This window comes from Streptomyces sp. NPDC085944 (assembly GCF_040686295.1).
In the GTDB taxonomy this organism is placed as follows: Bacteria; Actinomycetota; Actinomycetes; order Streptomycetales; family Streptomycetaceae; genus Streptomyces; species Streptomyces salinarius.
The window spans coordinates 44,011-56,382 of the sequence record NZ_JBFBJX010000001.1; the positions used below are offsets into that span (position 1 = coordinate 44,011).

Annotated in this window: 8 protein-coding genes and 1 pseudogene; 3 read left to right on the forward strand and 6 right to left on the reverse strand. The window is 74.1% G+C overall.

Translation table 11 applies throughout. The annotated features are described in order from the left end of the window. Nucleotides 1-88 precede the first annotated feature (88 nt). Both AB0P07_RS00235 and AB0P07_RS00240 read left to right on the forward strand, forming a co-directional pair. Nucleotides 89-2,122 carry a flotillin family protein gene (locus tag AB0P07_RS00235; RefSeq protein ID WP_365542957.1) on the forward strand — a complete coding sequence of 678 codons (2,034 nt, stop codon included), beginning with the start codon at nucleotides 89-91 and terminating at the stop codon, nucleotides 2,120-2,122. A 100-nt stretch (nucleotides 2,123-2,222) separates the two neighbouring features. Beyond that, the gene (locus AB0P07_RS00240) at nucleotides 2,223-7,391 is read left to right on the forward strand and encodes a DNA repair ATPase (protein ID WP_365542960.1); all 5,169 of its coding nucleotides are present in this window, start codon (nucleotides 2,223-2,225) and stop codon (nucleotides 7,389-7,391) included. Nucleotides 7,392-7,412: 21 nt separating this feature from the next. On the opposite strand, the pseudogene AB0P07_RS00245 reads toward AB0P07_RS00240, so the two are convergent. Beyond that, a pseudogene (locus AB0P07_RS00245) lies at nucleotides 7,413-7,911 on the reverse strand (ATP-binding protein); the annotation flags it as partial. A gap of 151 nt (nucleotides 7,912-8,062) precedes the next feature. On the opposite strand from AB0P07_RS00245, the gene AB0P07_RS00250 reads away from it, so the two are divergent. After that, entirely contained in the window at nucleotides 8,063-8,830 is a 768-nt protein-coding gene (locus AB0P07_RS00250; RefSeq protein WP_365542963.1) for a cobalt-precorrin-6A reductase, read from the forward strand. A 49-nt stretch (nucleotides 8,831-8,879) separates the two neighbouring features. Here AB0P07_RS00250 and AB0P07_RS00255 read toward each other — a convergent pair whose 3' ends face one another. The 5 genes from AB0P07_RS00255 to AB0P07_RS00275 all read right to left on the reverse strand — a co-directional run bounded on the left by AB0P07_RS00255 (nucleotide 8,880) and on the right by AB0P07_RS00275 (nucleotide 12,291). Continuing rightward, on the reverse strand, nucleotides 8,880-9,536 hold the full coding sequence (locus tag AB0P07_RS00255) for a precorrin-8X methylmutase (RefSeq protein ID WP_365542966.1): 657 nt from the start codon (nucleotides 9,534-9,536) through the stop codon (nucleotides 8,880-8,882). A 319-nt stretch (nucleotides 9,537-9,855) separates the two neighbouring features. After that, a complete protein-coding gene (locus AB0P07_RS00260; RefSeq protein WP_365542969.1) occupies nucleotides 9,856-10,491 on the reverse strand; it encodes a DUF305 domain-containing protein in 636 nt (211 codons plus the stop codon). Nucleotides 10,492-10,618: 127 nt separating this feature from the next. After that, the gene (locus tag AB0P07_RS00265; RefSeq protein WP_365542972.1) at nucleotides 10,619-11,020 is read right to left on the reverse strand and encodes a DUF6153 family protein; all 402 of its coding nucleotides are present in this window, start codon (nucleotides 11,018-11,020) and stop codon (nucleotides 10,619-10,621) included. A gap of 126 nt (nucleotides 11,021-11,146) precedes the next feature. Next, complete coding sequence (locus AB0P07_RS00270; protein ID WP_365542975.1) at nucleotides 11,147-11,752, reverse strand: dihydrofolate reductase family protein; 606 nt, start codon at nucleotides 11,750-11,752, stop codon at nucleotides 11,147-11,149. Between the two features lie 125 nt (nucleotides 11,753-11,877). Continuing rightward, nucleotides 11,878-12,291: an arsenate reductase ArsC gene (locus AB0P07_RS00275; RefSeq protein WP_365542978.1), complete on the reverse strand. Its 414-nt coding sequence runs from the start codon at nucleotides 12,289-12,291 to the stop codon at nucleotides 11,878-11,880. Nucleotides 12,292-12,372: the final 81 nt, after the last annotated feature.

Consider the following 12,372-nt stretch of genomic DNA (forward strand, 5'->3'; position numbering starts at 1 on the left):
CACGGGCGTCACCACACCAACAGTCGCGGCGGCCGGCCGCGCTCGACCGGCCGCCCGACAGCCGTCACTTGCCGTAAGGACGTGTCCCATGGAAGTCATCGGTGTCCTCGCCGTCGTCTGCGTGCTCCTGATCGTCATTGTGCTGTTCGGCGTCTCGCGGCTCTTCCGCAAGGTGGAGCAGGGCAAGGCGCTGATCGTCTCCAAGATGCGCAAGGTGGACGTGACCTTCACGGGTCAGGTGGTGCTGCCGGTGCTGCACAAGGCCGAGGTGATGGACATCTCGGTGAAGACGATCGAGATCACGCGGGCCGGCAAGGAGGGGCTGATCTGCCGGGACAACATCCGGGCGGACATCCGCATCTCGTTCTTCGTCAAGGTCAACAAGACCGTCGAGGACGTCGTGAAGGTCGCCCAGGCGGTCGGCACGGCCCGCGCCAGCGACCGGGACACGCTGCAGGAGCTGTTCCACGCGAAGTTCTCCGAGGCGCTGAAGACCGTCGGCAAGCAGATGGACTTCACCGACCTCTACACCAAGCGCGAGGAGCTGCGGTACCGGATCATCGAGGTCATCGGCGTCGACCTCAGCGGGTACCACCTGGAGGACGCGGCGATCGACTACCTGGAGCAGACGCCGCTGACCCAGCTCGACCCGGCGAACGTCCTCGACGCCCAGGGCATCCGGAAGATCACCGAGCTGACGGCCGTGGAGCACGTGCGCACCAACGAGGCGCGGCGCACGGAGGAGAAGGAGATCACCCGGCAGAACGTCGACGCGCGCGAGGCCGTACTGGAGCTGGAGCGTCGGCAGGCGGACGCCGAGATCAAGCAGAAGCGCGAGATCGACACCACCCGGGCCCGCGAGGAGGCCGAGACGGCACGCGTGGTGGAGGAGGAGCGGCTGCGCGCGCAGACGGCCTTCCTGCGCACCGAGGAGCAGCTCGGCGTGCAGCGCGAGAACCAGGCCCGTGAGGTCGCGGTCGCCGCGAAGAACCGCGAGCGGGTCATCGCCGTCGAGAACGAGCGCATCGAGAAGGACCGCATGCTGGAGGCCATCGGCCGCGAGCGGGAGACCGAACTGACCCGGATCGCCGCCGAGAAGGAGGTCGAGGCGGAGAAGCGGGACATCGCCGAGGTCATCCGGGAGCGCGTCGCGGTGGACCGTACGGTCGCCGAGCAGGAGGAGTCCATCAAGAAGCTGCGGGCCGTCGAGGAGGCGGAGCGCAACCGGCAGGCCGTCGTCATCGCCGCCGAGGCGGAGGCGCAGGAGCGGCTGGTCAAGGACATCAAGGCGGCCGAGGCCGCGGAGGCGGCGGCCACCCACCGTGCCGCCGAGGAAATCACCATGGCCGAGGCCCGGTTGAAGAGCGCCGACCTGGAGGCGCAGGCCAAGCTGCGGATGGCCGAGGGCGTCCAGGCCGAGGCGGCCGCGGCGGGCCTCGCGGCGGTCCAGGTCCGCGACAAGGAGGCCGAGGTCATCGAGAAGGCCGGCCGCGCCGAGGCGGAGGCCACCGAGGCCCGGATGCGTGCCGAGGCCGAGGGCGCGCGGGCCAAGGCGCTCGCCGAGGCCGAGGCGATCGGCGGCAAGCTGAAGGCGGAGGCCGCCGGACTCACCGAGAAGGCCGCGGCGATGGCCGCCCTGGACGACGCCTCGCGCGGTCACGAGGAGTACCGGCTGCGCCTGGAGGCGGAGAAGGACATCCGGCTGGCCGGGCTCGACGTGCAGCGGCAGGTCGCCGAGGCGCAGGCCACGGTCCTCGCCACCGGTCTGGAGAACGCGGACATCGACATCGTGGGCGGCGACTCGGTCTTCTTCGACCGGCTCATGTCCTCGGTCGCGCTCGGCAAGGGCGTCGACGGGTTCGTCAAGCACTCCGAGACGGCGCAGGCCCTCGCCGGGCCCTGGCTGGACGGCTCGTCGAGCTTCACCGACGACCTGAGCCGGGTGCTGGGCTCCGTCTCCACGTCCGACGTGCAGAACCTGACGGTGTCCGCGCTGCTGATGAAGCTGATGAAGTCGGGCGGCACGGACGCGGGGCAGGTGCAGCGCCTCCTGGACCGCGCGGGCGAACTGGGCCTCGCCGACACGCCGCTCACCGCGCTGAACGGCACGGCCAGGGTCTGACCGGTCACCGCGACCGGCCACCACAGACCGGGTGCCGAGGCCGCCGTACGGGGGTCGGCGGCTTCGGCACCCCTCGCATCCTGGAAGGGACCAACCGCTCATGGGCACCGCTGTGGAGACGGGCACGACGACGTCCGTCACGGGTACGGGCGGGTACGACACCGCCGACGCCGGCGCATACGAGGTGCTGCGCGACCGCCTGGCCGCGCAGACCGCGGACCTCGCCCACCGCGCCGAACTCCTCAACGCCCGCCGCATCGAGGAGTTCGGGTCGGCCCGGCTGGAACTCGCCTCCACCGAGCGGCTGCGCACCGAGCGCCCCGTCGTGCCCTGCGACGTCGCCGCCGTCGGCGACACCCTGCTGCTGGGCTCCACCGGCCGCCCGGGGAGCCGCGAACGGGTCGCCGTGGCCGACGTCTTCACCCTGTACGACCGCGACCTGAACCCGCTGCCCGAGTCGGCCGTGCCCGGCCTGCTCGACGATCCGTCCTTCGTGCGCGAGTTCACCGACCTGCACCGCTACTACCGGCAGGCCCGGCTGCTGCGGCTGCGCCCGGTGGACGGCCGGCTGCTCGCCGTCTTCCGCACCGGCGAGAAGGCCGACGACATCCGCGTCCTGCGCTGGGAGCTGACCGAGGACGGGCGGGCCGCCTTCCTGGACGCGCGGGGCGAACGCGACGACGTGTTCCCCCCGGCCCACGACTTCGAGTGGACCGCGGCCACCCGCGAGGACCACCTGCTGGGCCGCCACCCGCACGTGTCCGTGCGCGGCGAGTTCTACGTCAGCGCGGTGGGCGGCACCCTCACCGTCAAGCTGGAGGACGACACCGAGACGGCCGACGGCATCCACTCCGAGCCCGTCGACGAACCCCTCCAGTCCCTGGCCGACGCGGACATCGCGCACGCCCGGGTCGGCGCCCTGATCCTGCTGCGGGTCCGGCCCTACAAGGAGGACACCGACCGCCACCTGGTCTTCAACACCCTCACCAAGTCCGTGCTCCGCCTGGACGGCATCGGCGCGGCCTGCCGCCGGCTGCCCGACGACCAGGGCATCGTCTTCCCCGGCGGCTACTGCCTCGCCACCGGCGCCCACAAGGCGTACGAACTCGACGCGACGGGCCTGGAGTTCGAGCGGGAGATCCGCTCGCCCAACGGCGAGGACGTGTTGTACGCCTTCCATGTGCGCGGCGAGAGCCGGCGCCTGCTGCTGTCGTACAACACCATCCGCAAGGAGGTCGCCAACCCGCTGCCCTGCCGGGGCTGGGCCCTCACCGGCGACGGCACCGTCACCGTGCTGCGCGCGGACGGCGACGAACCGGCCCAGGTGCACCCGGTGCAGCTGTGGCACTCGCCGTACGTCTCCGACACCCACGCCGCGGCCGCGCCCACCGGGAGCGGTCCGCTGGCCCGGGTCGGCAACGCCGACCTCGTGCGCGGCATCTCCGCCTGCCTGTCCGTCGCCGGGGCCGTCGGCGAGGGGATCGGCACGGCCGAGGGCTACCGGGCGCTCGCCGCGTCCTGCGTGCGCGCCGCCGACGCCCACCACTGGCTGGACGAGGCGGAACTGGGCGACCTGGCCGGCGCGCTGGCCGCCGTACGGGAGACCGCCGAGCAGGTGCTGGCCGAGTTCGAGACCGTACGGGACCTGACCCGCCGGGCCGCCGAGGCCCGCGACGAGGCCGCCGAGCGGATCGCGGCGGTGGTGCGGCGGCTGCGCGGCGAGGCGCCCAAGGAGGCCGCCGCCTGGGTGCGGGGCCTGACCGAACTGCGGCACGCCCACGGGCACCTGCTGAACGTCAAGGAGATGCGGTACGCCGACGCCGCCGGCATCGACGCCCTCGCCGAGGAGGCCGAGGCGTCCCTCGCCGAGCTGGGGCGGCGGGCCGTCGCCTTCCTCGCCCGCGAGGACGCCTTCGACGCCCAGCGCGCGGACGTCGAAGCCCTCGTCGCCGACGCGGAGGCCGTCGCGACCGTCGCCGAGGCGGGCCCCGTCGCCGCCCGGCTCGACGAACTCGCCGACGGGCTGCGCACGGTCACCGACGTCGTCGCCGAACTCGACATGGGCGACGCCACCGTCCGCACCGCCCTGCTGGAGCGCGTCGCCGGCGTTCTGGGCGGCGTCAACCGCGCCCGTGCCACCCTCGACGCCCGCCGCCGTACCCTGCTCGACCACGAGGGCCGCGCCGAGTTCACCGCCGAGACGGCCCTGCTCGGCCAGGCGGTCACCGCCGCGCTCGCCGCCGCCGACACCCCCGAGCACTGCGACGACCAGCTGGCCCGGCTGCTGGCCCGCCTGGAGGACCTGGAATCCCGCTTCGCGGAGTTCGACGGCTTCCTCGCCGAACTCGCCGACAAGCGCACCGAGATCTACGACGCGCTCGCCGCCCGCAAGCAGTCCCTCTCCGACACCCGCGCCCGCCGCGCCGAACAGCTCGCCGCGTCCGCCGCCCGCGTCCTGGAGACGATCACCCGGCGGTGCGCCACGCTCGCCGACGCCGACGCGGTCAGCACGTACTTCGCCTCCGACCCCATGCCTGCCAAGGTCAGCCGCACCGCCGACGAACTGCGCGCCCTCGGCGACACCGTCCGCGCCGAGGAACTGGACGGACGCCTCAAGTCGGCCCGCCAGGAGGCCGCCCGCGCCCTGCGCGACCGCACCGACCTGTACGCCGACGACGGCCGCACCCTGCGCCTGGGCGCCCACCGCTTCGCCGTCAACACCCAGCCCCTCGACCTCACCCTGGTCCCCGACGGCGACGGACTCGCCTTCGCCCTCACCGGCACCGACTACCGCTCGCCGGTCACCGACCCGGACTTCGCGGCCACCCGCGCCCACTGGGACCGCACCCTCCCCTCGGAGTCCCCGGACGTCTACCGCGCCGAGTACCTCGCCGCCCGCCTGCTCCGCCGGCACGGCGCGAGCACCCTCGCCGAGGCCGACGACCTGCCCGCCCTCGTCCGCGAGGCCGCGCAGGAGGCGTACGACGAGGGCTACGAGCGGGGCGTGCACGACCACGACGCGACGGTCGTCCTGACCGCGCTGCTGCCCCTGTACGAGAGCGCCGGGACCCTCGTCCACGAGCCGGCCGCCCGCGCCGCCGGCCAGCTGTTCTGGGCGCACGGCACCACGCCGGAGGCACGCGGGGCGTGGACCCGACGCGCCCGCTCCCTGGCCCGGGCCCGGGAGACCTTCGGCCTGTCGGGCGCGATCGCGGACCTGGAGGAGGAGCTGGCGGCGGCCGTCCGGGCGTGGCTGCGCACGGGCCCGGCCGGCGGGCTCGCAGGTTCGGCGGCGAGCGCGGCCGGCGGGACGGCGGGGACGGCCGGTCCGCCCCCGGAGGCGGCTGGTCCGGCCGCCGTGGGAGCCACCGGCCGGGCGGCGGGCACGGTCCGCGCCGCCGGGCGAACGGCCCGCTCGGTCGCCGGCTCTCTCGGGCCCACCGGGATCGCCGGCCCCGTGACCGGCACGTCCGGGGAGCCGTCGGGCTCCCGCGAGGCCACCGCCCGCGCGTCCGCCGCGTACCTCTTCCACGAACTGACCTGCGCCCCCGAGGGCTTCGTCCTCGGCGCGGCCACGCGCACGCTGCTGGAGAAGTTCCGCCGTACGGTGGGCGGCCCGGCCTTCGACGAGGACCTGGCCGCGCTCGACGACCCGGCCGCCCGCGCCCAGCTCGCCGAGGCGTGGATCTCGTCCTACGCCGCCGCCTCCGGCACCGAACTCGCCCCCGGCGACCTGGCCGAGGCGGTCGCCGCCGAGCTCTGCCCGGACCTGCCCCGCTACGACGGCGACACCGCTCCGGCGGCCACCGCGGAGGGGCTGCTGGGCACCCACCCGCGCATCACGGGCGGCCGGCTGCCGCTGCGCCTGGACGAGTTCCTCGCCCGCACCGCGCGCTTCGCGGCCGAGGACGTCCCGGCGTTCCGCGCCTACCAGCGGCACCGCACCGCCCTGGTGGGCGCCGAACGCGAGCGGCTGCGGCTGGACGACCACCGCCCGCGCGTCATGTCCGCCTTCGTCCGCAACCGGCTCGTGGACGAGGTCTACCTCCCGCTCGTCGGGGACAGCCTGGCCAAGCAGCTCGGCACCACCGGCGACGGCAGGCGCACCGACACCGGCGGCCTGCTGCTGCTCCTGTCCCCGCCCGGCTACGGCAAGACCACCCTGGTCGAGTACGTCGCCGAGCGCCTCGGTCTGATGCTGGTGAAGGTGAGCGGCCCCGCGCTCGGCCACGCCGTCACCTCGCTCGACCCGGCCGACGCGCCCAACGCCACCGCACGCCAGGAGATCGAGAAGATCAACTTCGCGCTGGCGTCCGCGAACAACACCCTGCTCTACCTGGACGACATCCAGCACACGTCTCCGGAGCTCCTCCAGAAGTTCATCCCGCTGTGCGACGCCACCCGCCGCGTGGAGGGCGTGTGGGACGGCCGCCCCCGCACCTACGACCTGCGCGGCAAGCGCTTCGCCGTCTGCATGGCCGGCAACCCCTACACCGAGTCCGGCGCCCGCTTCCAGGTCCCCGACATGCTCGCCAACCGGGCCGACGTGTGGAACCTGGGCGACGTCCTGACCGGCAAGGAGGATGCCTTCGCGCTGAGCTTCCTGGAGAACGCGCTCACCGCGAACCCGGTCCTGGCCCCGCTGGCCGGCCGCGACCGGGCCGACCTGGAGCTGCTCGTCCGCCTCGCCGCGGGGGACCCCACCGCCCGCGCCGACCGGCTCGCCCACGCCTGTCCGCCGGCCGAGCTGGAGCGCGTCCTGTCCGTCCTGCGCCACCTCGTCGCCGCCCGCGAGACGGTGCTGGCCGTCAACGCCGCCTACATCGCCTCCGCGGCCCAGTCGGACGACACCCGTACCGAGCCCGCGTTCCGGCTCCAGGGCTCCTACCGCAACATGAACAAGATCGCCCAGCGCATCCGCCCCGTCATGAACGACGCCGAACGCGACGCCGTCCTCGACGACCACTACACCGCCGAGGCGCAGACCCTCACCCACGGGGCGGAGGCCAACCTCCTCAAGCTCGCCGAGCTGCGCGGCACGCTCACACCGGAGCAGGCCGCCCGCTGGGCCGAGGTGTGCGCCGCCCACGTCCGCGCCCGCACCCTCGGCGGCCCCGAGGACGACCCCCTCGTCCGTGCCGTCGCGGCCCTCGGCCTCCTCGCGGACCGCGTCGCCGCCGTGGAGTCCGCCATCACCCGGGCCGCCGACCCCCGCCACCTGCTGGCCAACCCGCACGCGCGGCACGCGGCCGGCGGAACGGAGCGGTGAGGCCGCCGTGCCGGGCGCCGCTCACAGTGCTGCGGCCTCCGTCACGTCGAACACGTGCATCAGGTCCGCAGCGTTTGCCGACGGACCTCCGTCGAGCCGCTGCTCGGACCGGATGGTCTTGGCGTGGCGGCTGTGCCGCACGCCCCAGTGGGTGCTGAGCCGCATCACGACGAACAGCCCGCGGCCGCCCTCGTCGCTCTCCCGCGCCCGGCGCAGGTGGGGACCGGCGCTGCCGGCGTCCGTCACCTCGGTCGGCAGCCGCCCCTGGTCGCGGATGAGCCGCAGCCGCGCCGGGCCCGTGCCGTAGCGGATGGCGTTGGTGACGAGTTCGCTGACGACGAGTTTCGGTGGTGCAGGACGCGTCCTCGAGCTCCCAGGCGGCGAGCTGCCCGTCGACGAGCCGGCGTGCCGTACCCACCACGGAGGCGTCGGCGGGCAGCGTCCAGTGCGCGACGTGCTCCGGCGGCAGGGCACGGGTGCGCGCGAGCAGCAGGACGGCGTCGTCGTTGCGGGAGGGCGACCCTTCGAGGCATGCTCCCTCACCTTCCTCACCTTCTCGCATCGGCACCGCCCGGCGACTCGGCCGGCGGGTGTGCTTGAGTCGAGGCGGCCGCGACCATCGCGGCGGGACCGGGACAAGCCGGGGAACCCGGGGAAGGGAAAGGCCTGCCGTGCACGTGCTGATCCTCGGCGGGACCACGCAGGCCCGCCGCCTGGCCGAACTGCTGGCGGCCGGGCGCCCGGCCGGGCTTCGCGTGACGAACTCCCTGGCGGGACGGGTCTCCGCGCCCAGAACCCCGCCGGGCGAGACCCGCGTCGGCGGCTTCGGCGGCGTGGAGGGACTCGCCGCCTGGCTCCGCGAGCACGCGGTGGACCTCCTCGTCGACGCCACGCACCCCTTCGCCGACACCATCACCCGCAACGCGGTCCACGCCGCCGCCGCGGCCCGCGTCCCCCTGCTCGCCCTGCGCCGCCCCGTCTGGCGGCGGGTCGAGGGGGACGTCTGGCACGACGCGGGTTCGCTCGCGGAAGCCGCCGCACTGCTGCCCGCCCTGGCCGCCCGCCGGGTCTTCCTGACCACCGGCCGCATGGGCCTGGCCGCCTTCGCCCCGCTGGCCGACCCGTGGTTCCTCGTCCGGTCCGTCGACGCGCCCGAGGGGCCCTGCCCGCCCCGCACGGAGGTACTGCGGGCCCGCGGCCCCTTCACCCTCGACGGCGAGCGCGAGCTGCTGCGCCGGCACCGCATCGACGTCCTCGTCACCAAGGACAGCGGGGGAGCGGCCACCGCCCCGAAACTGACGGCCGCCCGCGAGGCGGGGCTGCCCGTGATCGTGGTGCGCAGACCCCCGGTGCCGGAGGGAGTACCGGTCGTGGCCGACCCGGAAGAGGCGGCCCGGTGGGTGAGCGAGGCGCACACGAGGCCCCCGGGCGACCGCTAGCGCTCGTACGGGCCCACGTAGCGCTCGTACGGGCCCACGGTTTCGCCGCTCACTCCTCCTCGTCGGCGATCGCGTTGATCGCGGCGGCGGCCATCGCACTGCCCCCGCGACGGCCCCGTACGACGAGGTGCTCCACGCCAGAGGGGTGGGCGGTCAGCGCGTCCTTGGACTCGGCGGCGCCGACGAAGCCGACGGGGACTCCGATGACGGCGGCCGGGCGGGGCGCCCCCGCGTCGATCATCTCCAGGAGCCGGAAGAGAGCGGTGGGCGCGTTGCCGACGGCGACGACGGCCCCCTCCAGCCGGTCGCGCCACAGCTCGAGGGCGGCGGCGCTGCGCGTGGTGCCGAGCCTCGCAGCCAGCTCGGGGACGGCCGGGTCGGACAGGGTGCACAGCACGTCGTTGTCCGCGGGCAGCCGCTTGCGGGTCACGCCGCTGGCCACCATCCGCACGTCGCACAGGACGGGCGCACCCGCCCGCAGCGCCTCGCGGGCCCGGGAGACGACGCCGGGCGTCCAGGACAGGTCCCGGACCAGGTCGACCATCCCGCAGGCGTGGATCATCCGGACCGCGACCCCACCGACGTCCGCGGGCAGCCCGGAGAGGTCGGCCTCCGCGCGGATGGTCGCGAAGGACTGGCGGTAGATGGCCGCGCCGTCCTTCTCGTACGCGTACTCGTGCTGGTACTCGCGGTCGTGCGGGGTCACGGTGCTCTTCTCGCTGCTCTCGGTCGGCTGACGGCCACGCCGGGGAGCTTACCGACAGGGTCCCGGCGGCTGTTCGCGGTGTGCCGCACGGCGAAACCCGGCAGACATCGACGAGCCGACGTCCTGCTCGGAGAACTGCACACGGCCCTGGCCCGCCACGCCGCCCCACGCGCCGGTCCGTGGACCACGCGTTGACGGACCGCCGCAGGAACAGGCCGGCCTGTTCCTGCGGCGATCCGTCAGTGGTAGGCGTGGAGTCGGCGGACGGGCCGGTGCGGGGTGGACGGCTCGGCGTGCACCCCGCACCGGCGTGGTGCTGTCAGCCCTTGCCGAGCAGCTCGTTCATCTGCTCGATCTCCGTGCTCTGCGTGCTGATGATCGCGCCGGCCATCCTGGTGGCGGGTCCGTAGGCGCCGCCGGCCTGCTCGGTCTTCGCCATCTCGACCGCGCCCTCGTGATGCTTGACCATCATTTCCAGGAAGGCGGTGTCGAACGCCTTGCCCGAGGAGTTCTCGAGCTCGGTCATCTCGTCGGCCGTCATCATGCCGCCCATGTCGTGCACGGAGTGGTCCATGGCACCCTCGGCGGGCACTTCCTCGCCCCAGGAGGTCAGCCACCCGGAGAGCGTCTTGATCTCCGGGTCCTGGGCCTTCTTGATGTCTGCGGCGAGCTTTCGCACCTCGGCCGACCGCGCACGGTCGGGCGCGAGGTCGGCCATCTCGACGGCCTGGCGGTGGTGGGGGATCATCCCCTTCGCGAAGGCGACGTCGGCGGCGTTGTGCTGTCGCTGCGACATCGATGCCGACGCCGAGGCGGAGGGCGAAGCGGTGGCGCCGTGGCCGCTGTGTCCGGCCGTGGTGTCGCCGCTGCCGCCGCAGGCGGCCAGGACGAGTGTCGCCGCGCCCGCGGCAGCGACGGCGGCGGTACGGCGGACGAGGGAACGCGTGCGGATCATGTGCTGCAACTCCTTGGCGGCGGGCCGTTCGCGGCACGCCGTGGGAAGGGATGTCAGGGCATGCGAAGGCCCGGCACCCGTCACCGGGAAAGGAGACACCGGCTACGGGGCTACCGGGCGGGCCGCTCTATATCCGCAGAAGTTGCAGCTCGGACAGGTCGGGCGGGGCCCGGCCGTCATGCGGCGACCCCGACACCGCCGCGGCGGGCGCAGGGGCGGGCGGCGCGTCCAGCAGGGTGCCGGTCAGCGCGGGCGGCGCGTACGCCGACCCGATTCCGGTGGCCGCGCAAGTCCCGTCGGCGTGATCCGGGCGACCCGGTCCGCCGTCCGTGTGCGTACAGCCCCCGCCCGCATGCGGAACACCCTCCGCCGCGGCCGTCGCCCTCTCGTGGCCCGCGCCCTTCTGCGCAGCCGGCGCCGCCCCGGGGGCGAGGCCGTGCATGCCCAGCACGCCGGCCAGCACCGCCATCACCAGCAGCAGGAACAGCCGCCCGGCGAGGCGGCTGCTTGATCGGTTGCTGCTGGACACGCGCCCATCGTACGGGCCCCCCGCGGGGGCGCCCGGGAGCCTCACCACGGAACCGGAACCCGGTCAGCCTGCCGGTCAACGGGCGCCGGTGATCGGTGGGGGTCATGCACCAGTCGTCCGGCGACCTCACGCGGGGACGCCGAGGGGCGGGTGCTCGAGCACGCGGGGCTGGTACTCGACCAGCTGGATGCCGTCGTCGAAGGTGCGGTGCCCGGTCATCGTGAGGGCGACGTCCGGATAGCCGTCGTAGACGCGTTCCTCGCCCGTGGCCCCGGTGATCACCGGGAACATCACGACCCGGAAGCGGTCGACGAGTCCGGCCCGCAGCAGGGACCGGCACAGGCTGAGGCTGCCGATCGTGCTCAGGATCCCCGAACCGCCCGACTTCATGGCCCGGACCGCCTCGACGGCGTCGTCGCGCACGAGCGTGGAGTTGGCCCACGTCAGCGGCGCCTCGAGGGAGGAGGAGAACACCACCTTGGACGCCCGCGTGAGCTCGTCGACGGCGGCCTCCTCCTCGGGCCTGAACTCGTCCTGGCCGCTCGGGACGCTGCCCGCGGCGAAGCCCGACATCAGGCGGTAGGTGTTCGCTCCCATCAGGTAGGTGACCTCGGGCTGCTCACCGAGCCACGCGAGGTACTCCGGGCCCTCCAGACCCCAGAAACCGGGCCACCCCTGCCCCGACGCACAGCCGTCGAGTGAGGTGATGAAATCGACGAGAAGCTCCGACACGGCGGCGTCCTTTCCTCGGGTGTCACGAGCTTGGACCGCCCGGGCGCCGCGAACTCATCGGCCGGGCGCGGAGCAACGCGAAAACCCGTGACGTCGCGGACGATCGGCTCCTCCTCGGCGGGGCGTCACGCCCGTCGCTCCATGCCGATCTCGGCGATGAGGGACTCGACGCGGGTCCTGATCGCGTCGCGGATGGGGCGGACGGCCTCGACGCCCTGGCCGGCCGGGTCCTCCAGCTCCCAGTCCAGGTAGCGCTTGCCGGGGAAGACCGGGCAGGTGTCGCCGCAGCCCATGGTGATGCAGACGTCCGACTCGCGGACCGCGTCGGCGGTGAGGATCTTCGGCGTCTGCTTCGAGATGTCGATCCCGACCTCGGCCATGGCCTCGACGGCGGCCGGGTTGACCCGGTCGCCGGGGGCTGAGCCGGCGGAGCGGACCTCGACGCGGTCGCCGGCCAGGTGGGTCAGCCACGCGGCGGCCATCTGGGAACGGCCGGCGTTGTGGACGCAGACGAACAGGACGGACGGCTTGTCGGCCATGGTGATGGTTCTCTCTCGTCGCACGGCGGAACCCGGCCGCCGATGACTTCAGCCCTCGCTGGTATCAGCGAGTGATGATGT